The 22,229-nt window shown below is 61.1% G+C and carries 27 protein-coding genes and 2 tRNA genes; 15 read left to right on the top strand and 14 right to left on the bottom strand.

Annotation, left to right across the window (positions count from 1 at the left end; all coding sequences use genetic code 11):
• Nucleotides 1-420, top strand: a 420-nt coding sequence (locus tag PMI09_RS11015; protein ID WP_007792956.1) for an elongation factor 1-alpha C-terminal domain-related protein, incomplete at its 5' end; no start/stop codon positions are given.
• A gap of 58 nt (nucleotides 421-478) precedes the next feature.
• On the opposite strand, the gene PMI09_RS11020 is transcribed toward PMI09_RS11015, so the two are convergent.
• A complete protein-coding gene (locus tag PMI09_RS11020) occupies nucleotides 479-1,294 on the bottom strand; it encodes a bifunctional allantoicase/(S)-ureidoglycine aminohydrolase (RefSeq protein ID WP_007792960.1) in 816 nt (271 codons plus the stop codon).
• 128 nt (nucleotides 1,295-1,422) lie between these two features.
• Here PMI09_RS11020 and PMI09_RS11025 point away from each other — a divergent pair, with 128 nt between their 5' ends.
• Nucleotides 1,423-1,638: a hypothetical protein gene (locus PMI09_RS11025; RefSeq protein ID WP_007792963.1), complete on the top strand. Its 216-nt coding sequence runs from the start codon at nucleotides 1,423-1,425 to the stop codon at nucleotides 1,636-1,638.
• Between the two features lie 384 nt (nucleotides 1,639-2,022).
• Nucleotides 2,023-2,733 carry a hypothetical protein gene (locus PMI09_RS11030; RefSeq protein ID WP_037082764.1) on the top strand — a complete coding sequence of 237 codons (711 nt, stop codon included), beginning with the start codon at nucleotides 2,023-2,025 and terminating at the stop codon, nucleotides 2,731-2,733.
• On the opposite strand, the gene PMI09_RS31300 is transcribed toward PMI09_RS11030, so the two are convergent.
• Entirely contained in the window at nucleotides 2,683-2,973 is a 291-nt protein-coding gene (locus PMI09_RS31300; protein ID WP_037082766.1) for a hypothetical protein, read from the bottom strand. The two genes, PMI09_RS11030 and PMI09_RS31300, sit on opposite strands and share 51 nt — an antisense overlap.
• A gap of 38 nt (nucleotides 2,974-3,011) precedes the next feature.
• Here PMI09_RS31300 and PMI09_RS11040 point away from each other — a divergent pair, with 38 nt between their 5' ends.
• Genes PMI09_RS11040 through PMI09_RS11050 form a run of 3 tightly spaced genes read left to right on the top strand, consistent with a single transcriptional unit; the run spans nucleotide 3,012 to nucleotide 3,815 of the window.
• Nucleotides 3,012-3,278, top strand: a complete 267-nt coding sequence (locus PMI09_RS11040) for a hypothetical protein (protein ID WP_007792971.1) — start codon at nucleotides 3,012-3,014, stop codon at nucleotides 3,276-3,278.
• Nucleotides 3,275-3,517 (top strand): hypothetical protein, encoded by a 243-nt coding sequence (locus PMI09_RS11045; RefSeq protein ID WP_007792975.1) that lies wholly within the window; start codon nucleotides 3,275-3,277, stop codon nucleotides 3,515-3,517. The genes PMI09_RS11040 and PMI09_RS11045 overlap by 4 nt, the downstream gene beginning before the upstream one ends.
• Before the next feature lie 10 nt (nucleotides 3,518-3,527).
• A complete protein-coding gene (locus PMI09_RS11050; RefSeq protein WP_007792978.1) occupies nucleotides 3,528-3,815 on the top strand; it encodes a tyrosine-type recombinase/integrase in 288 nt (95 codons plus the stop codon).
• A 108-nt stretch (nucleotides 3,816-3,923) separates the two neighbouring features.
• Here the strand turns inward: PMI09_RS11050 and PMI09_RS11055 are convergent.
• Nucleotides 3,924-4,000 (bottom strand) — tRNA-Pro (locus PMI09_RS11055).
• A gap of 269 nt (nucleotides 4,001-4,269) precedes the next feature.
• Between PMI09_RS11055 and PMI09_RS11060 the strand changes: the two genes are divergently transcribed.
• Entirely contained in the window at nucleotides 4,270-4,683 is a 414-nt protein-coding gene (locus tag PMI09_RS11060; RefSeq protein WP_007792981.1) for a hypothetical protein, read from the top strand.
• A 630-nt stretch (nucleotides 4,684-5,313) separates the two neighbouring features.
• Here PMI09_RS11060 and PMI09_RS11065 read toward each other — a convergent pair.
• Nucleotides 5,314-5,388 (bottom strand) — tRNA-Gln (locus tag PMI09_RS11065).
• Between the two features lie 162 nt (nucleotides 5,389-5,550).
• On the opposite strand from PMI09_RS11065, the gene PMI09_RS31305 reads away from it, so the two are divergent.
• The 3 genes from PMI09_RS31305 to PMI09_RS11080 are packed head-to-tail and all read left to right on the top strand — an operon-like array spanning nucleotide 5,551 to nucleotide 7,219.
• A complete protein-coding gene (locus PMI09_RS31305; RefSeq protein ID WP_007792984.1) occupies nucleotides 5,551-5,847 on the top strand; it encodes a cupin domain-containing protein in 297 nt (98 codons plus the stop codon).
• Nucleotides 5,848-6,765 carry an MBL fold metallo-hydrolase gene (locus PMI09_RS11075; RefSeq protein WP_007792988.1) on the top strand — a complete coding sequence of 306 codons (918 nt, stop codon included), beginning with the start codon at nucleotides 5,848-5,850 and terminating at the stop codon, nucleotides 6,763-6,765.
• Nucleotides 6,766-6,769: 4 nt separating this feature from the next.
• Entirely contained in the window at nucleotides 6,770-7,219 is a 450-nt protein-coding gene (locus PMI09_RS11080; RefSeq protein ID WP_007792991.1) for a thiol-disulfide oxidoreductase DCC family protein, read from the top strand.
• 48 nt (nucleotides 7,220-7,267) lie between these two features.
• On the opposite strand, the gene PMI09_RS11085 is transcribed toward PMI09_RS11080, so the two are convergent.
• The gene (locus PMI09_RS11085) at nucleotides 7,268-8,176 is read right to left on the bottom strand and encodes a DUF1499 domain-containing protein (RefSeq protein ID WP_007792996.1); all 909 of its coding nucleotides are present in this window, start codon (nucleotides 8,174-8,176) and stop codon (nucleotides 7,268-7,270) included.
• A 219-nt stretch (nucleotides 8,177-8,395) separates the two neighbouring features.
• Between PMI09_RS11085 and PMI09_RS11090 the strand changes: the two genes are divergently transcribed.
• Entirely contained in the window at nucleotides 8,396-8,782 is a 387-nt protein-coding gene (locus PMI09_RS11090) for a hypothetical protein (protein WP_007792999.1), read from the top strand.
• A 1-nt stretch (nucleotide 8,783) separates the two neighbouring features.
• Here PMI09_RS11090 and PMI09_RS11095 read toward each other — a convergent pair whose 3' ends face one another.
• Complete coding sequence (locus PMI09_RS11095; protein ID WP_007793001.1) at nucleotides 8,784-9,029, bottom strand: hypothetical protein; 246 nt, start codon at nucleotides 9,027-9,029, stop codon at nucleotides 8,784-8,786.
• A 194-nt stretch (nucleotides 9,030-9,223) separates the two neighbouring features.
• On the opposite strand from PMI09_RS11095, the gene PMI09_RS30265 reads away from it, so the two are divergent.
• Nucleotides 9,224-9,505: a hypothetical protein gene (locus tag PMI09_RS30265; RefSeq protein ID WP_007793005.1), complete on the top strand. Its 282-nt coding sequence runs from the start codon at nucleotides 9,224-9,226 to the stop codon at nucleotides 9,503-9,505.
• On the opposite strand, the gene ppdK is transcribed toward PMI09_RS30265, so the two are convergent.
• The 4 genes from ppdK to PMI09_RS11115 form a co-directional block, all read right to left on the bottom strand.
• Nucleotides 9,432-12,155, bottom strand: coding sequence for a pyruvate, phosphate dikinase (ppdK, locus tag PMI09_RS11100; protein WP_007793006.1), 2,724 nt, complete (start codon nucleotides 12,153-12,155; stop codon nucleotides 9,432-9,434). The two genes, PMI09_RS30265 and ppdK, sit on opposite strands and share 74 nt — an antisense overlap.
• Nucleotides 12,156-12,539: 384 nt before the next feature.
• The gene (locus PMI09_RS11105; RefSeq protein ID WP_007793011.1) at nucleotides 12,540-16,001 is read right to left on the bottom strand and encodes a chromosome segregation SMC family protein; all 3,462 of its coding nucleotides are present in this window, start codon (nucleotides 15,999-16,001) and stop codon (nucleotides 12,540-12,542) included.
• A gap of 78 nt (nucleotides 16,002-16,079) precedes the next feature.
• Entirely contained in the window at nucleotides 16,080-16,772 is a 693-nt protein-coding gene (locus PMI09_RS11110; protein ID WP_007793014.1) for a DsbA family protein, read from the bottom strand.
• Between the two features lie 160 nt (nucleotides 16,773-16,932).
• Complete coding sequence (locus PMI09_RS11115) at nucleotides 16,933-17,421, bottom strand: DUF721 domain-containing protein (protein WP_007793018.1); 489 nt, start codon at nucleotides 17,419-17,421, stop codon at nucleotides 16,933-16,935.
• A gap of 97 nt (nucleotides 17,422-17,518) precedes the next feature.
• Between PMI09_RS11115 and mutY the strand changes: the two genes are divergently transcribed.
• From mutY to PMI09_RS11130, 3 genes are read left to right on the top strand one after another with little or no spacing between them, the layout of a single operon-like run.
• On the top strand, nucleotides 17,519-18,610 hold the full coding sequence (gene mutY / locus PMI09_RS11120; protein ID WP_037082768.1) for an A/G-specific adenine glycosylase: 1,092 nt from the start codon (nucleotides 17,519-17,521) through the stop codon (nucleotides 18,608-18,610).
• Between the two features lie 3 nt (nucleotides 18,611-18,613).
• Entirely contained in the window at nucleotides 18,614-19,222 is a 609-nt protein-coding gene (locus tag PMI09_RS11125) for an HAD family hydrolase (RefSeq protein ID WP_007793024.1), read from the top strand.
• 2 nt (nucleotides 19,223-19,224) lie between these two features.
• Entirely contained in the window at nucleotides 19,225-19,590 is a 366-nt protein-coding gene (locus tag PMI09_RS11130; RefSeq protein WP_007793027.1) for a nuclear transport factor 2 family protein, read from the top strand.
• Here the strand turns inward: PMI09_RS11130 and PMI09_RS11135 are convergent.
• The 4 genes from PMI09_RS11135 to PMI09_RS11150 all read right to left on the bottom strand — a co-directional run bounded on the left by PMI09_RS11135 (nucleotide 19,578) and on the right by PMI09_RS11150 (nucleotide 22,205).
• Nucleotides 19,578-20,045 carry a DUF6790 family protein gene (locus tag PMI09_RS11135; protein ID WP_007793030.1) on the bottom strand — a complete coding sequence of 156 codons (468 nt, stop codon included), beginning with the start codon at nucleotides 20,043-20,045 and terminating at the stop codon, nucleotides 19,578-19,580. The two genes, PMI09_RS11130 and PMI09_RS11135, sit on opposite strands and share 13 nt — an antisense overlap.
• A 176-nt stretch (nucleotides 20,046-20,221) precedes the next feature.
• On the bottom strand, nucleotides 20,222-21,352 hold the full coding sequence (locus PMI09_RS11140; protein ID WP_007793033.1) for a site-specific DNA-methyltransferase: 1,131 nt from the start codon (nucleotides 21,350-21,352) through the stop codon (nucleotides 20,222-20,224).
• A gap of 173 nt (nucleotides 21,353-21,525) precedes the next feature.
• Entirely contained in the window at nucleotides 21,526-21,879 is a 354-nt protein-coding gene (locus PMI09_RS11145) for an antibiotic biosynthesis monooxygenase family protein (RefSeq protein ID WP_007793036.1), read from the bottom strand.
• A complete protein-coding gene (locus tag PMI09_RS11150) occupies nucleotides 21,876-22,205 on the bottom strand; it encodes an NIPSNAP family protein (RefSeq protein WP_007793039.1) in 330 nt (109 codons plus the stop codon). The genes PMI09_RS11145 and PMI09_RS11150 overlap by 4 nt, the downstream gene beginning before the upstream one ends.
• Nucleotides 22,206-22,229 lie beyond the last annotated feature (24 nt).

A 22,229-nucleotide genomic window follows, 5' to 3' on the forward strand; every position in this document is an offset into this window, starting at 1 on the left:
AAGAGCGGCAGCCGCCGCCAGCGTGTGCAGGTGCAGCCGGTGGCGCAGCTCGAATTGAAGACCGGTGCCTGGGCGCCCGTCGATACGCTCTACATGAATGCCATCGGCAAGGTGCGCCTCGCCTTCGACGAACAGGCGATCTTCGACCCGTATGAGCAGAACCGTGCATCCGGCTCGTTCATCCTGATCGACCCCGACACCAACAACACGGTGGCCGGCGGCATGGTGGGCGGAAAGCGCGGTGAACTCGGCGGTATTCATGGCGGCGACGCCCGCGTGATCCTGTCGCTGCCGGCCGACCTCGCCGACCAGATCATGGCCAGCGAACTCTTTGCCAACCGACGCCACGAGGCGGAGGTGCGGCGCATGACGGCGGCTCAGGCCGCCGACCTCTGGTCGAATGCGGCAAGCGACATTTAAGCAACCGAAAACGGGGCCAAATCGGCCCCGTTTCTCATTCTGGTTTGTCTCTCTGCGCCTACCACAACGGCATGTGGCGGTTGACGTCCTTGTAGAGCAGATAGCGGAAGCGGCCGGGGCCGCCGGCGTAGCAGGCCTGCGGGCAGAAGGCGCGCAGCCACATGAAGTCGCCGGCCTCCACTTCGACCCAATCCTTGTTGAGACGATAGACGGCCCTGCCCTCGAGCACATAGAGTCCGTGCTCCATCACGTGCGTTTCCATGAACGGGATGACGCCGCCGGGCTCGAAGGTGACGATGGTGACATGCATGTCGTAGCGCAGGTCGGCCGGATCGATGAAGCGGGTCGTGGCCCAGGCGCCGTCGGTATCGGGCATCGGCTGAGGCGGATGGTTCTCCTCATGCGTGAAGATCGCCGGCGGCGGCTCCTGCCCTTCGACCTCCTGGAAGGCCTTACGGATCCAATGAAACTTCACGGGTGCAGCGCTCTTGTTCGACAGCGTCCAGCGGGAGCCGGCAGGCAGGAAGGCGAAAGAGCCTAGACGCATGGCATGCGAGGCACCATCGAATTCGACGGTCATCTCGCCCTCGACGACGAAGAGCACGCCTTCGGCGCGCTTTTCTGGCTCCGGCCGATCACTGCCGCCGCCCGGCTGCACTTCCATGATGTATTGCGAAAAGGTCTCGGAAAAGCCGCTCAACGGACGGGAGATTACCCAGGCTCGCGTACCTTCCCAGTGCGGGAGATAGCTGGTGACAATGTCGGTCATGACGGTGCGGGGGATGACAGCATAGGCCGTCGTGAACACGGCCTTGCTGGACAGGAGTTCGGTCTGCGGCGGCAGGCCGCCCATGTTGGAATAGAAGCTGCTCATCGGTTCACTTTTCACCGGCCGGGATTGTCAATCTGCTTTAAGCGCCGCATCTCTTCTAGGCAACCTTTAGATTGCCGCCGCCGCGCGTCAGAATGTCCGCGGCGCTTGGCTACCTCAGGAGGGATGAGATGAGTCTGGAAAAACTTCGGGAAGACTATGTTCAGAGGGTCAAGGAGTACGAGGACAATCTCAAATCCATGGCCGACAACGACGTCAAGCACTTCCGCGCGGAGGGAGCCGGGCCGCTCTCCGATATCACCGAGCAGATCCGCAACGAGTATTATCGGCATATCGAGACCTATGGCGCCTTGATTGCCGAGATCGATGCCATCCTCGGCGTATAGGAGTGTACCTTCAACCCAGGCGGTGCAATCTCGCCGCACCGGCGCGTAAGGTGCGGGCTTTCGTTCAGATGGCCAAGAATGATGACAACCGCCGGCCGCAACGACGATAGGCGGCGGAAAAGAAAAAAGCCCGCTTTCGCGGCCCGCTTCGGCGGGGTTTTTCATTGTGCGGATGCTACTTCGGCCCGCTCCCCGACATGAAGAATATCTTCACGGCCCCGACCGCGCTTGTGACGGCAATAATCACACCCATCGGCCACATGCCAAATTTGCCGAACCGCTTCATAGTGAGCAGGTTTTCCGGGCTGTCGCTCCGATCCAATTGACAGAATCATTGAGACGCTGCCTACATCCCGTCGGTAGAGGGACGAAGTGTTTCAACCTATGCGCAAAAAACGTAGACGTAAAATTGGTCTGCCCGACGATTCAAAGACCCGTGCGGTTGTGATCGGCTCGGCCCTCTTCTTTCCTTTGCCCCTCGCTTTGATCGTAAGCAGTTTGGTGAAACTACCCCCCGCCATCGGTCCCGTGCCCGTGGTGATCGGTGCGATTGGGCTGGTTTTATGTGTCGCGGCGATATTCTCGCAGAAACCGCGCGGGCTCCGCTTTGCGTGCGGCTTTTACCTTGCCATGACCTTCTGCATTCCGCTGGCGCTATTTCTATATTGGCCGAGAGAGTGGTTCGTAACGGGCATATTGGGCGGACAGGTGCTCGGTGCCATCACCTGGATCTGCTCCCAGATGTTGGTGCATGGGAACCTAGACCCGTTTGGTAATAATATTCGGAATATTGGTGGCGCCGAGTTTCGGAAGGCGATTTGGGGCCTTGCCGGGCAGTTTCTCATCTGGAATGTGCTCGTAGCGCTCATAGGCGGCACTCCGTGTACGAGCGGCGGCCGATGCAAGACCGGCGAAGCACTCTTCGGTACTCACGAAGGTCTATTTTCGTCCTATTGGACCTGCTGCCTCTTTTGTACTCTGTGCGTCGCGGCGTTTCCTCGATTTGCGTTCGAGTTTGTTGCGCGTGCACGACGAAATCAAATGCTAGGGCAGATTAAACCCGCCCTTAAGCAGGAAGGCGATAACACCCAGTAGCAGACCGCCGATCACGAGCCGCATGATCCAGGTCATTGTCCCGCCGATCGATGAGAGCTTCTCCTCTATCTGGTATCGATCTCTGATTTCCTCTTCGAAGAGCGCCGCCGAGCAATGGAAATCCTTGCTGCGCGCCCGATGGACACCGACAAGCATCTTGAGTGCATGGTCAAGCTGCAGTGGGCTGCCTACGATAGCAACGGCGAGGAGTTGGACGATCTGAGGCGTCTGGCCACTCACGTTCACGATCTTCGCGAAAGCAGAAAGGTGGTGCTGGCATGAGCACCTCCAACGATTTTGACCCCTCCGATGTCTATTACCACCTCTTGGAGCTGGGCGGTTTGCTTGAAACAATCTGCAATGTCCTTGGCGACATGGAGTACGCCAGACAGGACGACAGCCGCATCGACGAGCTCGACCAGGTATACCGTTTGAGCCGGATTGCCTATCGCGAGGCGGAACGCATCACAAGTTCCGCGGCATTCCTAGATCGCTCTTCCGTGACAGGGGAAATCAAAGCGCTCCTCGGGGAGGGTGCGCAATGACATGCACGACAAAGCGTCTTCAGTCCATCTTTCAGACCCAAGCCAGAAACGCCGATATAGGCGCCAAGCAGATCTATGCGGTTTCCATTCATCTTGCTCAACTGATGCACAACTTCCACGGAGACATCAGCGGCCAAGGCTGGGAGGTCTGCATCAGTCATGATGCAGGTGTAGAGCTCATCCTGGTAAAGCCGGCGCGTACCCCCTCGCCTCCTACGCTTTCTGAGATACTGGCATAAGGCCGACACCGTGACGGATGCCGAAGGGCAGAAGGTGACGCTGCGCTACGTGGTGACCTATGCCGGGGAAAAGATCGTGAAGCCGCACAAGGCATTCAGGACGATCAGGGCTGAGGCTGGCTTTGGGGAAGACGTCACGCCGCACGTGCTAAGCCACACTCGAGCTACCTGGCTTGCCCAGGCCGGCGTAGAAGTCGAGCAGGCTGCAGCTTCTTTGGGGATGACTGCGGAAGAGTTTGAACGGACCTATTCGCATGCAAGTCCGGACTTCCAACAGCAGGCAGCGAACGCTTTCTAAGTGGTCCGCTGCTTCAAACGGTCCGCAATCGGTCCGTTGATTTAAAATCGGTCTTCGCGGAGGAGATCGGTTCGGGAGTTAAAACCCTTACAATGCAGGGGTTTCGGCTGGTCGGAGTGGAGTGATTCGAACACTCGACCCCCACGTCCCGAACGTGGTGCGCTACCAGACTGCGCTACACTCCGTGACCAGCGGCGCCTCTATAGACCGGCCCATCCCATTGCGCAAGCACCAAAATTCAAAAGCCGGCGCATTTTTTTCGAGGACGCTAGCCGGCGGCAGAAAGGCGCTTTCCGGAACAAAAAGCCACACTCACGGCAAATTTTGCAATTGCGAAGGCGGGCCGATTTTCTTTTGCCGGGTTCCACGCTAAAGCGCTCGGCGGGACAAGCGGAAACCGCTGCAGGCCAGCGATTCCCGCCGTCGAATGCGCGACAATTTCAGGGACGATAGAATGACACTCCGCACCTTTGCCGCGGCCGGGCTTGCCATTGCGCTTGCCGGCTGCACGACTATTCCGACCTCCGCCGATCCGATCTCCAGCCGCTGGGTGGGCCAGTCGGCCGGCAAGTTCTTTGCCGCATTCGGCCCGCCGATCAACGATGTCGAGAACGGCTCCGGCGTCACCTACACCTGGAAGGGCGGCTACAAGACGGTTCGCGTCCCGGCGAAATACACAGAAGGCGCCGACGGCAAGCGCGGCAAGCAGATCTCACCCGCCCGCACGCAGTACCTGCGCTGCCAAGCGGAAATCGTCACGAGCTCCGACTACACAATCCGCAGCATCCGCGTCGTCGGCGACATCCCGGGTGTAAACGGCCCGTCCTATTGCGCCGAATTCCTGGCGCCGGCGCAGCCCGCGCAGTGATTTAGGCCGCGGTTTCTATTTGAATGCAGGCGGCCGAAAGGCCGCCTGTCTGTCGGCCGTTGTCCATACATAACAATTTGCCATAACATTCAATTCGCGTGTTCGATGGGCACGGCGTGAACTTCGAGACAGCCAGCCGGATTTTCGAAAGTTTCGTCTTCACGGTGACCGACAGCCGTTTCGACTACGGCGAAGTCGCGAGATCAGCATCGACGCAATCGACAATCTGGCCGTTCTCACCGTCGTCCATACCGATCGAGATGACCGCAAGAGGATCATATCCGCGCGACCGCCAAGCCGCTCCGAAAGGAAACGTTATGAAGACGAAATACAAAAAAAGAACTGAGCGTTGAGAAGCTCGTAGCGCTTCGCGACGAGGATATCGACTTCAGAACTCGACGAAAGCTTCTGGCGCGAGGCGCGCCTCGCAGAGCCCGACCGCACCCAGCCAGTCACGATCCGCGTCAAGAAATCGGTGCTGGAGTGCTTATAAGTCACTCGGCAAAGGTTACAGACTCGCATGAACGCCGTACTGGAATCCTATGCCAACACGCTAAAGAAATGAACGAGCGAGATGCCGCTCAGGCCAGTCCGCTCCGTTTGTTCCTGAAGAAGGGACCCAGATAAAGATGGCTGGGGCGCCAGGATTCGAACCTGGGAATGCCGGTACCAAAAACCGGTGCCTTACCGCTTGGCGACGCCCCACCAGAACTTGAAAGCGGAGACCGCTTGCCAAATCGACGCCTGCTTAGCAAAGCTCGCCTGCCGTCACAATCATTAAGTTTCGGGCCGCGGCATATTTCTGTGCGCTTTTTGCACCGCCATGCTAGGTCTCGGGTCAGCCGTCCAAGACGATCCGGAGTGACGATGAGCCAGTACCGCGCCCGCCCGCCTGCCCTCGCAACGCTGCTGCTCGACGATGCAGTGGTTCGGATCACCCGTTGGGATTTCGAGCCGGGTGCGGACACGGGCGTTCATACGCATGGCATGGGCTACGTCGTCGTGCCGATGACGGACTGCCAGTTTCTTCTGGAGGAAAAGGACGGCACCCGCAGGGTCGATGTCGCCAAAGGCGCGGCCTACCGACGCGATGCCGGCACGGAGCACAATGTCGTCAATGCCGGCGATCAGCCGATGTCCTTCATCGAGATTGAATACAAGTAAATGACAAGTCCCGAGTTCAATCTGGCCTTCGAGCCCGCCTATGGCCAGGCCGTGCCGGTTGCGTCAGGCGTGCAGCGCATCACTGTCAACAATCCGAGCGCCTTCACGTTCCACGGCACCAACAGCTATATCGTCGGAGATCGCTCCACGGCGGTCATCGACCCCGGACCGGAGGACGAGGCGCATTTCCGGGCATTGATGACAGCGCTCGATGGACGCGAGGTCACGCATATTTTCATCAGCCATACGCATCGCGATCACTCGCCCCTCTCGCGCCGCCTGCAGGCGGCAACCGGTGCGCAGATCGTGGCCGAGGGACCGCACCGCGCCGCCCGCCCCCTATACCTGGGAGAGGTAAATCTATTCGCAGAGAGCTCGGACTTGGATTTCCGGCCGGACATTGCGATCGGCGACGGCGAAACGATCGAGGGCGACGGTTGGAGCCTGACCGGCGTGCTGACGCCCGGCCATACCGCCAACCATGCAGCCTTCGCGTTGGAGGGAACGGGAATCCTGTTTTCCGCCGATCATGTCATGGCATGGGCGACGTCCATTGTCGCGCCGCCAGACGGCTCCATGGGTGACTACATGACCTCCCTCGACCGGCTGATCGAGCGCCACGACCGCATCCTGCTGCCGGGACATGGCGGTCCGGTGCGGAAGCCGATCTCCTTCATGCGCGCCCTGAAGACGCACCGGCGAATGCGCGAGCGCGCCGTGCTCGACCGGATCCGCGCCGGCGACAGGAACATTCCTGACATGGTGAAGGTGATCTATCGCGAGACCGATCCGCGCCTGCATGGCGCTGCCGCTCTCTCGGTTCTTGCCCATATCGAGGATCTGGTGGAGCGAGGCGAAATCGAGACGGACGGACCGCCTGCGCTGCTGGGATCGTACCGACCTGCGACGCACAGGTAGCCTCGTGCGCGACGCCTACAGCTATCGCACCGACGCCGCCGTGCCGGCCTTTGCCGACGACAAGCCTGTTATCGTCTTCGATGGCGAATGCGTGTTCTGCTCTGCCTGGGTCCAGTTCGTTCTGAAGTATGACAAGGCGGAGCGTTACCGCTTCCTCGCTGCGCAGTCGCCGCTCGGGGTAGCGCTTTACCGGCACTATGGGCTGGACGGGCGCGACTACGAGACCAACATCCTGATCGAAGACGGCCGTGCCCACTTCAAGTCGAGAGGGACGATCCGCATGGCTGTGGGGCTCGGCTTTCCCTGGTCGCTGGTGAAGGTCTTGCGGCTGCTGCCGCAGGGACTTGCCGACAGGCTTTACGAATTTGTTGCCCGCAACCGATTGCGCATTGCCGGCCGACGCGCGACCTGCTTCGTGCCGAGCCCGGAGCAGAGGGACCGCTTCCTGGGATAGCTGTCCGGCGGCAAAAAACGTTCATTGGTCGCAAAAGGGTGGACGAAACTAGCTGCCGGCGATGCCGAGCAATTCGGAATCGAGAGCCTTCAGATAATCCTCGGCGATATCGGCGCTGAGGCCGAGATCGTGCGGGCCGTAGCGCGAGGCGACGCGAACATCGACGAGGGTGGTTTCCGCTTCCTCGCGCAGGCGGATGACGATGTCGAAACGCAGGCCGAGAACGAGGGTGCGGGTTTCGCCCTGCAGCGTCACGCCGTTCGCCCTTCGAATGAGCTGCGCCACATCGTCGTCATAGGGACGCGGCGTCGGGATCGGTACAGCCTCAGGAGCCTCGGCGACCGCGCCGTCGTCCGCCTGCTGCTTCGCCGGCCGGTCTTCGAGATCGCGGCCTGGCTCGCTGTCGCCCTCGGCGCGGGTGATCCGGATGCCGTTCTGCTTGGCCACTTTCTTCACCGCTTCGAGCACGCGGTCGATCGCGCCGTCATAGCGGCGGCCTGTGAGTTCCGGGTAGGCCTCGAGCTGCTTTTCGCGATCCTCCGGCGTCACATCCGGCTTCCTCTTCAGCCAGATCTGATCGGCGTTCGGGGTCTTCAGCCAGTCGGGCGCCGAGACGAGATCGCTCGACACATCATAGATTGCCGGCAGCACAAAATAGCGTTCGGCGGCAATCCCGCCTATCGCGAGCGGAAGAGCCGCAAAAATAAGGGCTTTCAGCGCGTCAAGCCCGCCTTCGGCACCGGTCAGCCAGAGGCTGCGCAGCCCGGCAAGGGCAAGCAGCGCCGCGAGGAGCGCAAAGCCCGCGGAGACGAGCAGAACCAGCACCAGGTAGGGCGTGACAAGGCCCGCGAAGCGGTGACCAATCAGAGCCGCAAGGCAGAGAACCAGCGCAAATGCCCCGAAGCGCCGCGCGAAGCGGGCGGCACTTGAAACGGGGCGGTCGAAACGGATTGCCATCAAACTTACCGGTTACTCGCAAGCGGCGCGTCCCGCATGAACGCGCAAAAGCGCCCTCGACTTGTTTAGTGCAAGATTCGCCTAAATTGAAACTGTTGTCACGATCGGAGGGACGCAATCCACGGAGAAGACGACAATGGCGTGCGTGAGCATTTTCTGATATTCCTTGATCTGCAGTTGTGTGGTTTGCGTCACACACCGACTAACAGGAGAAGGGCAATGATTGCACCGGAGCTCGCATCGGGAGCCCAGTCGCCGACGCTGGGGGCAGCCGATCATGCAGATCCGCTTCTGCCGATAGAGCTTCTGGAACTGGAACTGTCACTCGACGGATATGATGGCAAATCCGACTTCTGCGAGACGGTCCGCGTGGCTTCGGCTAAGGCCGGCGGGGAATTTCTCTTCGATCTTCCGGCCGAAGGCCTGATGGACGACTGCAAGCGCATCGCCGTGCTTCGCATCCCCTCGCCCGGCGAGCAGATGCGCGTCGTTCTCGCTGTGCTCGACCACAGCGGCACGGAAATCCGCATGGAAGCGCCGGACCCCGCAACAGCCCACCTTGTCCGCTTCGCCGAAGCCTTCGTCAAGGTCCTCGAGCGGTTCTGACCTAGAGCCGCTCAGCCGCCGCTTCCGCCAGACTGCGGAACGGGAACTTGCGTCCGCATTCGCACTTGATCATGCTGGTTTCCTGGTGATTGGACGCGCGCTGGATGAAGAAGCCGCGCGGCAGATGATCGACGCTGAAGCCGGGATGCTTGCGCTTCGGATCATCGATCTCGGAGGCTTCGGCAAAGCCGCTATTGCCGCATTGCGGGCAGGTCAGTTTCTTCGAGAATCGATCGCGCAGTGCCATGCTTGCCTTCCAATATCGTGCGAGCCGTCTTCATACAGACGATCCCCGACGCGCGAAAGCCATTCGCGCCTCCGGTCGGTCGGCGAGCAGCGATCCCAAAGGTAACTCGTAACCCTAAGCCACTCTTTTAGTTGACTGTAAGCCGTGATTAGCGTCATCTGATTGTGAGAAATTTTCGTTGCAAAGACACACCGATGCGTATCCTCGTTCTATCTCTCGCACTCGCCGCAGCTGCCATAAGCCTCTCGGCGTGCCAGACGCTGACGCCGGAGCAGCAGCGCGCCGCCGACGAAGACCAATGCTTGCGCTATGGCTTCAAACGTGGCACGGATGGCTTTGCAGGCTGCCTCCAGCGCATCGATCTCTACCGCCGCGCGCAGTACCGCTATGACAGCGACAGGCTCATGATGGGTATGGCGTTCGAGCTAGACCCGTCCTACTACGGGCGCCCTTATTGGCGGCAATATCGTTGGTAATGACCGCCTGCGCGGCTGCAAGCCGAGCGATCGGCACACGGAAGGGTGAACAGGACACGTAATCCAATCCGATCTCTTCGCAGAAATGGATGGATACGGGATCGCCACCGTGTTCGCCGCAGATTCCGAGCTTCATGTCGTTGCGTGTGCGCCTGCCGCGTTCGGCGGCGATGCGGATCAGCTCCCCGACACCATCGAAATCCAGCGAAATGAAGGGATCGTGCTCGATAATCCCCTTGCGTTGATAGGTCGGAATGAAGGCGGAAGCATCGTCGCGCGAGATGCCGAAGGTCGTCTGCGTCAGGTCGTTCGTGCCGAAGGAGAAAAACTCCGCCGCTTCCGCAATGATATGGGCTCTAAGGGCTGCGCGCGGCAATTCGATCATCGTGCCGACCAGGTAGTCGATCCGCATGCCGGCCTCCGCCATGACGTCGCCGGCAATGGTGTCGATGCGCTCCTTGACGTAGTCCAGTTCTGAGCGCAGCCCGACCAGGGGCACCATGATCTCGGGCACAACGGCAGCACCCGTTTCATGGGCTGCCGCGACCGCCGCCTCGAAAATCGCGCGCGCCTGCATCTCGACGATCTCAGGATAGGAAATGGCCAGCCGGCAGCCGCGATGGCCGAGCATCGGATTGAATTCATGCAACGCATCAACGCGCTGGCGCAGCACCGCGGCGTCCATGCCCATCGCGGCGGAAACGTCGGCGATCTCCTCGTCCGTCTTCGGCAGGAATTCGTGCAATGGCGGATCGAGCAGGCGAATGGTCACCGGCAGGCCATGCATGACGTTGAACAGGCTGGCAAAATCATGCCGTTGCACCGGCAGCAAGCTGTCCAGCGCGGCACGGCGACCGGTCTCGTCCTCCGCGAGGATCATCTCGCGCATCAGATGAATACGGTCGCCCTCGAAGAACATATGCTCAGTACGGCAAAGGCCGATGCCCTCGGCACCAAAGGAGCGGGCTGCGCGCGCGTCAGCCGGCGTATCAGCATTGGTGCGCACGGTCATACGACGCGCCCGATCAGCCCATTGCATGATGCGCCCGAAATCGCCCGAAAGCTCCGGCTGGATCATCTGTACGTCGCCCTTCAGGACCTGTCCGGCCGAACCGTCGATGGTGATGACGTCGCCCTTCTTCAGCGTAACGCCGACGCCGATCAGCCGCTCGTTGCGGGCATCGATGCGCATGCTGCCGGCGCCGACGACGCAGGGGATGCCCATGCCGCGCGCGACAACGGCGGCGTGACTGGTCATGCCCCCACGCGTCGTCAGAATGCCTTCGGCCGCATGCATGCCATGAATGTCTTCGGGACTGGTCTCGACCCGCAGCAGGATGACCTTGCGCCCCTCCTCGGACGCCGTCACGGCCTCCTCGGCCGTGAAGACGATCTCGCCGGTCGCCGCGCCGGGAGACGCCGGCAGGCCCGTACCGATGACCTCGCGCGACACGCGCGGGTCGATCGTCGGGTGCAGGAGTTGGTCAAGGGACGAGGGCTCGATGCGAAGCACGGCCTCTTCTTCCGTGATCACCTTCTCATCCACCATGTCGACGGCGATCTTCATCGCCGCGCGCGTCGAGCGCTTTCCGGCACGCGTCTGCAGCATCCAGAGCTTTCCGCGTTCAATGGTGAACTCGATATCCTGCATGTCGCGGTAGTGCTCTTCTAGCTCGGTGCAGATGCGCGAGAGCTCCTTGAAGGCGTCGGGCATCAGCTTTTCCATCGACGGCCGCTCGGAACCAGAGCTGATACGGCCCTCCTCTGTGATGCTCTGCGGAGTGCGAATGCCGGCAACGACATCCTCTCCCTGCGCATTGACGAGGAATTCGCCGTAAAGCGACTTGTCGCCCGTCGACGGATTGCGGGTGAAGGCAACGCCCGTCGCGGATGAATTGCCGTGGTTGCCGAAGACCATGGCCTGGATGTTGATTGCCGTTCCCCAGCCTTCGGGGATATTGTGAAGATGGCGATAGGTGACAGCGCGGGCGCTCATCCAGCTGGAGAATACGGCCCCGACCGCGCCCCATAGCTGCACCTCGGGATCCTGGGGAAACTCCTCGCCCAGTTCCTCCTCGATGATGCTCTTGTAGAGCGAGACCACATGCTGCCATTCGTTGGCGGTCAGTTCCGTGTCGAACTCATAGCCGAGGCGCGCCTTCTCATCCTCGAGAATTTCCTCGAACACTTCATGATCGAGACGCATGACGACATCGGCATACATCTGAATGAAACGGCGGTAGCTATCCCAGGCAAAACGCGCGTCGCCGGCGTCGTGGCCGAGCGCCTGCACGGTTTCGTCGTTGAGGCCGAGATTGAGGACGGTGTCCATCATCCCCGGCATCGAAACGCGTGCTCCGGAGCGCACGGACAGCAGCAGCGGCCGATCACCCGCGCCGAACCGCCGGCCGGTAATTTGCTCGATGCGCTTGATGCCGGCGCGGACCTGTTCTTTCAGCTCTTCGGCAATCTGTCGCCCGTTCTTGTAGTAGGCAGAGCAGGCTTCGGCGATGATCGTCAGACCGGGAGGGACAGGAAGACCGAGATTGCACATCTCCGCGAGATTTGCGCCTTTGCCGCCCAAACGCTCCCCGTCGAGAGCACCACCCTCTGCCTCACCGTTGCCAAATGTATAGACCCACTTGGTCATATTCCCCCCAACACCAAATTCGGATCAACTTAATCCGTTGGTGTTGAAATGAAAATCGACAAATGCGGCCGAAATGTTGCGACGCACAATAACTGCGACAGACTGAAGCGTTTGAAGGGAGAAAAAGCTTTGCGGGACTGCAACAAAGTCCCGCAAAGCCTTATGTCCGTCCGGCCAGGAAAACCGGACGGGGGGTTCCGCCATACGACTGTCAGAGCCAAAAAGCATTTTGCCCCGATCGCGTCGCATAGAAAACTACGCAGCCGACATAACTTCGCGGTAAGTCGACGGCGACCTGAAGCAATCTCTAATACAAGATCGGTAGGAAAACATTACCTGAATGGTGGAGACGGCCCAATCCGGCAGACTTTTTTTGGGCGTTTCTCATGCGATTTCACGCAGTTGTTCAGCAGTCTGCAGGTCGACAGACACAAGTTGCGAGACCCCCTGCTCCGCCATCGTCACGCCGAACAGCCTGTTCATGCGTGCCATGGTGATCGGATTGTGGGTGATGATGACGAAACGCGTCTCGGTGGAGGCAGCCATTTCGTCCATCAGGTTGCAGTAGCGCTCGACATTGTGGTCGTCCAATGGGGCGTCCACTTCGTCTAGGACGCAGATCGGCGCCGGATTGGTCAGGAAGACGGCAAAGATCAGCGCCATTGCCGTCAGTGCCTGCTCGCCGCCTGAAAGGAGCGTCATCGTCTGCGGTTTCTTGCCCGGCGGACGGGCGAGGATTTCGAGACCGGCTTCGAGCGGATCGTCGGATTCGATCAGCTGCAGTTCGGCCGTGCCGCCGCCGAAAAGATGGGTGAAGAGGCGCTGGAATTGGCCGTTGACGACGTCGAAGGCGGCGATCAGGCGCTCGCGCCCCTCCCGATTGAGGCTCTGGATCGCGCCACGCAACTTGCGGATTGCATCGATCACGTCGTCGCGTTCCTTGATCAGCGCCTCGAGCTTCCCGCTCAGTTCCTTCTGCTCTTCCTCAGCGCGCAGGTTGACCGCGCCAAGTCGCTCGCGTTCCATCTTGAGACGTTCGAGTTCGCGTTCGACCTCGCGAAGGTCGGGCGCTGTCTGCAGCGGCTCCAGTCCTGCGAGCCGAAGCGCCTCATGTGGCGCAACGTTCAGGGTCTCGCGAATTCGCGCCTCAGTTTCCTGCCGCTTTTCACGAGCGGAGACCAGGCGCTCTTCAGCGCGACCGCGACGCTCGCGGCTTTCGGCGAGTTCGGAGAGAGCAGTCGCCGCCTTGTGGTCGGCATCGCGCTGGACGAGCTCCGCTTCGGCAAGCACGTCGGCCGCATGGCGGCGCGCTTCCTCGGCCTTCTGGAGTTCGTTCAACAGCGCGCGTCGCTTGTCGTCGAACTCATCGGGAGCCATCTCGAGCTCGGCGGCCTCCTCGCGCGCCTCTTCCTCGCGATCGCGAAGCGTAGCGATGTGATCCTCGGCACTCGCAGCGCGCTGACGCCAGGTCTCGCGTTCCTGCCCGATGACCACGATGCGGCGCTGTCGGGCCTCGTTTTCACGGTTGAGGCTTTCGTGGCGGGCCCGCGCTTCGGCGAGCGCACCACGATCAGTCGCGACCTCGGCCTGCTGCGACCGAAGCCGTTCGTCCATCGCCGTCAAATCAGGGGCATCTTCCAGCTCGATTTGGGCGTTTTCTTCCTGGACTGAGATGTCTTCAAGCTGGATCTGGAGTTGACTGACAGCCTCGGCAACGACATCGCGGCGACGGATGAGATCGCCGGAGGCTCGTTCGGCCACTGCCAGTGCTTCACGCGCCTCGGCGAGTTGCCGCGCAGACATACGGCTCTTCTCGCGCGCCTCGGCAAGGCGGCGCTCTTGCAGGCGAATGGCATCGGCCGCACCAGCCAGGCGTTCCTCTGCTTCAGCGAGTATGTCGCGGGCAAGCGCGGCTTCGCTTTCCAGTTCGGCGAGCCGGTTCTTCTGCGCCAGCCGCAGCGCGGCCGCGCTCGGTGCATCGGCACCGGTGACGTGGCCGTCCCAACGGTAGACGGAGCCTTCCTTGGTCACCAGACGTTGGCCGGGCTTGAGATCCTTCATCAGCGCCGCAGCATCCGAAGCGGAGACGAGGCCGATTTGTTTCAGGCGACGCATCAGCGCGGCAGGGGCGCGAACGTAGTCAACCAACGGCGTCACACCGGCCGGCAGCGCCGGGTCCGCGACACCGTCGCCATTGCCAGACCAATGAGCCGGCGCCTTGGAATCAAGCGGGGATTCGATGTCGTCACCCAACGCTGCGCCGAGCGCCGTTTCAAAGCCGCGGTCGACGCGCAGCTGATCGGCGGCCGGCGCAAATTCGCCTGCGGCGGCGCCGGCAGCGAGCATGCGTGCAATGGTCCGGGCTTCGGTTTCGATGGCGTTCAGCTTCCCACGCGCCTGATCGACCGGCGATCGGGAGAGAGCTTCTGCCTGGCGGGCAGCGACCAAGGTCTGCTCGACGCTTTGGATCGCGGCTTCCGCCTCGGCAACAGCCTGCTCGCCTACCTCCACCACGGCCCGCTTCTCGTCCGGATCGGGCAGGCTAGCAATCGTCTCGCCGATTGCGGAGAGCTCGCGATTGGCCTCATCCATCTGCCGTTCAAGGCGCATCTTGCGATCGGCAAGGTCGCGAATGGCGCGCTCAAGCTGGTTGCGTCCAGCTGCAGCCTCGGCACGTTCGGCCGTCAGCGCGGTAAAAATACGCTCGCTGTCGGCAAGCTTTGCGGCTGCCTCCTCGAAGGCCTCGCGGGTCTCTTCGGCAAAACGGCCGGAGTCGGCAAGGATCTCGGCGATCTCGGCTTCTTCGGTATCCAACCGCGCCAGGATTGCCGCGTTGTCTGCCACCAGCCGCTCCTCGCGGCGGATGTCTTCGCCGAGCTGTGCAAGGCGGCGGGTCAGTTCGTCGCGACGGCGCAGGATGCGGTTAGCGTCCTCCTCAAGCTGAGTCTTGGCGATCTGCAGACGCTGCACCGCGGCGGCGGCACGCGCTTCGCCCTCGCGCAGTTCCGGCAGCTTGAGGCTCGCAATGCCCTGGGCCTTGGCGGCCTCCATCTGCATCTGCGCCTTTTCGGCGACGACGACGGTTGCCTGATTGAGCGCACTGTCGGCTTCCGCTTCCGCCTCTTTGGCCTGAACCCAGCGGATATGCAGGAGCATTGCCTCGCGGGCGCGGATATCGGCGGACAGCGACTTGAAGCGACTTGCCTGACGCGCCTGACGCTTCAAGCTCTCGATCTGGCTCTCGAGCTGCGAGGTTACGTCGTCGAGACGTTCGAGATTGCCTTCGGCGGCACGCAGGCGAAGCTCGGCTTCGTGGCGGCGCGAATGCAGGCCTGATATGCCGGCTGCTTCTTCCAGCAGCTGGCGGCGGGCCTGCGGCTTTGCCGAGATCAGCTCACCGATCCGCCCCTGCCCCACCATCGACGGCGAACGGGCGCCGGTGGAGGCGTCGGCGAAGAGCAACTGCACATCCTTGGCGCGGCTTTCCTTGCCGTTGATGCGATAGATCGATCCCTGCTCGCGCTCGATGCGGCGCGTGACCTGGATCTCGTCGCTATCGTTGAAGGCGGCAGGCGCCGTGCGCTCGGCATTGTCAAGATAGAGCGCGACTTCGGCGGTGTTGCGGGCGGGACGGTTCCCCGAGCCGGAAAAGATGACGTCGTCCATGCCGGACGCACGCATGTTCTTGTAGGAATTCTCGCCCATCACCCAGCGGAGCGCTTCGACGAGGTTCGACTTGCCGCAACCGTTCGGGCCGACGACACCGGTCAATCCGCGCTCGATGATGAATTCGGCGGGTTCGACGAAGGACTTGAAGCCGACGACGCGAAGCTTGTTGAACTTCATGCAGCGCCCCTTCGCCGCACAAGGCAAACGACGGGCGAACGGCCTCTGCCGTCGCCCGTCGATCGGATACGGTTCAGTTTAGAGCAGGCTGTCGATAAGGGCCGACATGGTGTCAACCGTCATGTCTCCAGAATAGCGCTTGCCGTTGATGAGGAAAGTCGGCGTGGCATTGACGCCAAACTCCTTGGAACCCCTTTCCCGCGTTGCGTTCACTTCATCCAGCAGCTTCTGGTTCGTCAAGCACTTCGTGAAGCTATCCTCAGTAAATCCAGCAAGTTTGGACATCTGAAGCAGTGCAGCGCGGCCATCGTCTGCAGCGGCCCAGGTCTGCTGCTGCTTGAACAGCATGGCCACCATCGGAAAATACTGTTCGGCGGTGCTCAATTCTTCCGGCTTGGAAGGATTGCAGCGTGCCAGCATGAAGGCAGCGGCCGCACGCGGATCAAACGGGAATTCGCGGATGATGAACCGCACCTTGCCCGTATCGACGTACTTCTTCTTGATCTCGTCGAAGGTCGTCGTGTGGAAGTGGGCGCAGTGCGGGCAGGTCATCGACATGTATTCGACGATCGTGACCAGGGCGTCTTCCTTGCCGAGTGCCATTTCCGGCAGCTCGCCTGGCTTCAGCACGGCAGCCATGTCGACGTCGCCGTCGGGCTTGGGCATTTCGGTCGCGGCATGCGCGGTGCTGAAAACCGCCAGGGTCGCCGTCGCGGCAGCCACGCCGCCCAGAAGCTGGCGTTTCGTCAGTTGCATTTCGGAAATCGGCATGAAGTTCCCCATGAATGAGAGTAGTGGCTGACAGTGCGATATAACGGCTCGAAGCCCTGAACAAGGCACGCTTCGCCAACTTTCTTCAAAGAATTGTGACCTTGGTTGGACCGCCAGATTAAATTGCGGACAGAATTGCCGCGGCAATACTTGTAAGGCACTAGCGGCCGCGCTTCCCCAGCACGGCCGTGCCGAGACGCTTTACCGCTTCGCGCAGCTTGTCGCCCTCGATGCCTTCCATCATGTCCTCCAACTTTGCGGCTGCCGCGCCCTTCAATGGCGGCGGAGTGCGGGAGCGCTTGACCGCCTGATAGACAGGCTTCTGGACGACACGGATCTGGTGAACAGCGGCGAAGCCGAAGAAACTGTTGACGCGCTGGATCAGCTCACCCTGCGCATGGGTCAAAAACAGTGCTCGGGCGCCCTCGCAGGCGATCGTGAGCACGCCCGGACGGAAGCCTCCGTCATCATTGCCGCGCGCCCAGGCAATCTTTTCCGGCCGGGTGCAATCGGCAAATTCCTCACCGGCGATTTCATTCCACGAGCCGAGCAGCGCCGTATTGATGCCGGCGCGCTTTGCAAGCACCGGATCGATCAGCCCGTTCGCCAATTCGGAGATTTGCTTTTCACCTTTGCGTGGATAACTCATCGAAACCTTCACATCGCGCTGCCATCCGGCACCACTGCCTTGATCGCGCGGCATTGCTTCGCCAAGTATAGGGCACTTCCCCTGACGACGGCAAATGATGACATCGACGACACTGGACGCGCCCGCCGCCAAGCCCCTTCTCGATTGGTATGACCGCCACCATCGCGACCTGCCATGGCGCGTTTCCCCGCCGATGGCGGCGCGCGGCGTCAAGGCCGATCCGTACCATGTCTGGCTTTCCGAAGTGATGCTGCAGCAGACCACGGTGTCGGCGGTAAAGCCCTACTTTACCAATTTCCTGGCGCGCTGGCCGACGGTGCGCGATCTTGCCGACGCCGCTAGCGAAGACGTGATGGCTGCTTGGGCCGGACTCGGATATTACGCCCGCGCCCGCAACCTCAAGAAGTGCGCCGAGGCCGTGACGCGCGAACACGACGGCGTCTTTCCAGACACCGAGGAAGGACTGAGATCGCTTCCCGGCATCGGCGACTACACGGCCGCTGCAGTGGCGGCGATCGCCTTCAACCGGCAGGCAGCCGTCATGGACGGCAATGTCGAGCGGGTGATTTCGCGCCTCTACGCGATCGCCACCCCACTGCCTGCTGCCAAACCACTGATGAAGCAGAAGGTGGCTCTGCTAACCCCGAAAGATCGGCCCGGCGACTTCGCCCAGGCGATGATGGATCTCGGCGCGACGATCTGCACACCGAAGCGGCCCGCCTGTTCACTCTGTCCCCTCAGGGGATCCTGCGAGGCGCTGCGTCTGCATGATCCCGAACACTTTCCGGTCAAGGCCGCCAAGAGGGAAAAGCCTATACGCCGAGGGGCAGCCTTCATCGCCGTTACGCCGGATGGCGACGTTCTGTTGCGGCGGCGCATCGAGAGCGGCCTGCTCGGCGGCATGACCGAAGTGCCGACGACCGACTGGACGGCGAGGCAGGACGGAGAAACGTCGGCCAGTGCTGCACCGTTCCCGGCGGCTTGGGAGCCCTGCGGGACCGTGACCCACGTCTTCACCCATTTCGAGCTCAGGCTTTCCATCTACCGCGTCGCGACCCCCTCGCGAATTCAAACGGATAACGGTTGGTGGGAAGCGGTTACAAATCTTGACTCGCAGGCGTTGCCGACTGTCATGAAAAAAGCAATCACCGCAGCTATTCCGCTCGCGTTCAAACATGCCAAGGATTAATCGATGCCCATTGATCATATTGTTTTCGACATCGGAAAAGTTCTCGTCCATTACGATCCGAATATTCCGTTCAGCCGCCTCATTCCCGATGAGGGCGAGCGCAAGTGGTTCTTCGAAAATGTCTGCACCCATGATTGGAACGTCGAGCAGGACCGCGGCCGCACCTGGGCCGATGCCGAAGCCCTGCTGATCGAGGTTCATCCGGATCGTGAGGAGCATATCCGCGCGTTCCGGAACCACTGGCACGAGATGGTCCCGCACTCCTACGACGACAGCGTCGCGATCATGGAAGGCCTGATTGCCGACGGCCAGGATGTGACGATGCTGACCAACTTCGCATCCGACACCTTCCGCGAGGCGCAGGTCCGCTTCCCGTTCCTTACTAAGCCGCGCGGCGTCACGGTCTCCGGCGACGTCGGCCTGATCAAGCCCGATATCGCGATCTACGAAACGCATGCGAAGAGCTTCGGCCTCAATCCGGCGGCAACGATCTTCATCGACGACTCCGCCCCCAACGTCGAGGGCGCCAAAGCCGCCGGCTGGGATGCGGTTCTCTTCACCGGAGCCGACCAGCTGCGTGCCGATCTTGCAGCGCGTGGCGTGAGGGTCTGATCATGGCATTCGATCCGGCTGAGGAAATCAAGCGCTTCCACGGCGCCATCAATGCGCTCGATTTCGATACGATCGAGAACTGCTTCGCGCAAGATGCGACCTATGTCTCCAACGGTGTCGGCAGCCTGTCCGGGCGAGCCGACATCATGGGCGCCTTTAGCAAGTATTTCGACGACTACCCGGACCAGACGGCAATCGACACGCTGGTCGAGAAGGTCAGCCCGAATGCCGGCCGCGCCGTCTGGTCGGTTCGTGCGACGCACAGCAAGACGGGCAAACCGCTGGTGCGGGAGGGCGAAGAGACGATCACCTTCAATGAAGATGGTCGTATCACTCACGTCGAGGTAACCGACTATCAGGCGTTCTGAAAGAACGCTGCCGAAAGGTAGAAGGCGAGCACGAAAAAGAGCCACAGGTCGGAAACCATCGCGATGGTCCTCGACCTGTTCCTCCCTGGTTCGAGAAGATGCTTGAGACCGGCAAGGCCGAAGAACAGGCAACCGGTGATCGCGGCAGGGACGATCCACTGCGGCTCGAAGAAACTGAGCAGGCCAAGCATGCCGATCGACAGGTTGCCGAAGCCAATCTCCTGTACCAGTGGCTGGGCCTTGTGATCGGTGACGCCAAAGATCGTCTCGGCCGTAAAGGCCGGATTGACGATCTGCTTCAGGCTGGCCACAAGCAATCGCAGGCCGACGCCCCAGAAGACGAACCATTTTCCGATCATGAAGACGAGGTTGGCGTCTGTGCCCCACTGCGCTTCGGCGACCACCGAGCCCAGCGGCGAAACAAACATCAGCAACAGTATGATCGCAAGATACATGGCCAGTTCCCTGCCTGTTCGGATCATCAGTCACCGATACATGACACGGAATTGCGCTGCTGCGCGAGCCAAAATGAAGAGCGCCCGGGGTGTTGATCCCGGGCGCCAGGCCTTCTTCCGTAACTGGAGGTACAAAACACCGGAAGAAGGAAGTCTCGATGAGGTGAAGGCGCGCGTCATTCCGCCTTTGCCAGATCACTGCGGATCACGGACCGCAATTCGTCGATCGGGCGCAGGGATTGCCCGTCGTCGAAGTGCCAGAATGTCCATCCGTTGCATGCATCAAGGCCCTGGACCTTTGCCCCGAGGCGATGAATGGAACCGGCCTCGCCACCGGAGGCCACCGTACCGTCGGCGCGAACGATTGCGCTGTAGCGACGGCGCGCATCGGTCAGCACCTGGCCGGGCTTGATCAGGCCGCTTTCGACTAGCACGTTGAAAGCCACGCGGACTTCCTGCTTCTTGCCGGTCATGACGGTGAGCTCGGCCTTGCCGAGCGGCTCGACCGCTTCGATGCGGGCGGAGGCCGCATCGATGTAATCCTGCTCGCGCTCGATGCCGACGAAGTGCCGGCCAAGACGCTTGGCGACGGCACCCGTCGTGCCCGAGCCGAAGAACGGATCGAGGATGAGGTCGCCCGGCTTCGAGGAGGCCATGATGACGCGGGCGAGCAATGCTTCCGGCTTCTGCGTCGGGTGCACTTTCTTGCCGTCGTCGCCCTTCAGGCGCTCATTGCCGCTGCAGATCGGGAACAGCCAGTCGGAGCGCATCTGCACGTCGTCGTTGGCCGCCTTCATGGCATCGTAGTTGAAGGTGTAGCCCTTGGCCTTGGCGTTCGGGCTCGCCCAGATCATCGTCTCATGCGCGTTCTGGAAGCGACGGCCCTTGAAGTTCGGCATCGGATTGGTCTTGCGCCAGACGATGTCGTTGAGGATCCAGAAGTTCAGATCCTGCAGCGTGGCGCCGACGCGGAAGATGTTGTGATAGGAGCCGATAACCCAGATCGTGCCCGTCGGCTTCAGGACGCGGCGGCAGGCGAGCAGCCAGGCGCGGGTGAAGGCATCATAGGCCTCGAAGGAAGCAAATTGATCCCACTCGTCATCGACGGCATCGACCAGCGACTGATCGGGGCGATGCAGCGTGCCGCCAAGTTGGAGGTTGTACGGTGGATCAGCGAAAATGACGTCTACGGAGTGGTTCGGCAGGGCTTCAAGGGCAGCAACGCAATCGCCCTTGATGATCGTGTCGATCCAGGAGTCCGGCTTTGCGGAGGCCTTGAGATCGGCAAGCGGAAATACTGACGCCATCTGGAAACTCGCTCATACACATTACGCTTTTACTGTCCGTTATGGTTACTCAGTTTGGTTACCAAAGCCTGAAGGGATGAGCGATTTCGGGAAAATAAGTCGCAGCGCCGGTTCAGCGGTAGAAAGGGTCCGGCCGCCAAACGATGCCCGCCCACCCTTTCCGACTGGCGCAGCTAAGCCGCGACGTCATGCACCTTGCGGCTGTCGGCCGGTGCCTCGGCGCGCTCGTTCATGCCGTAGTCGCGGACGATGTGGCCGATCCGCAGCCGATAGTCCGCAAAGACGCCGTTGCGGCCGGCGTGCTGGGCAGCGCGGTGCGCCTGGAGGTTTCGCCACGTCTTTACCGCCTCCTCGTCACGCCAGAAGGAGAGCGAAAGCAGCTTGCCGCGATTGGTGAGGCTTTCGAAGCGCTCGATCGAGATAAAGCCGTCGATCTTTTCCAGTTCACCGCGAAGTTCACCGGCGAGATCGAGATAGGTGTGGCGTTCGCCCATGAAGGGCAAGACTTCGAAGATGACAGCGATCATGGCATCACCAGCTTTGCGTGAGGAAGGGAAGCGTTTTTGAGGAAGATGCGATCTTCCTTCAGGATGAAACGTTCGCGCTTGGCGAATTCGTAATTTTCCTTGCCGAGCGGATCGGCAGCAAGGCGGGCGCGATAGGCTTCATACGCGGCGAGGCTATCGATATTATAGACGCCGTAGGCGGTCGTTGCCGAGCCTTCATGCGGGGCGAAATAGCCGACGAGATCGGCACCGTTGCGCGGGATCGCCTGGCCCCAATTGCGGGCATATTCGGCAAAGGCCTCCTTCTTGAACGGATCGATCTCATAGCGGATGAAGCAGGTAATCATCGTCGTCTCCTTGTTGTCTGGAGA

The sequence above is a fragment of the Rhizobium sp. CF122 genome, assembly GCF_000282035.1.
GTDB lineage: Bacteria > Pseudomonadota > Alphaproteobacteria > Rhizobiales > Rhizobiaceae > Rhizobium.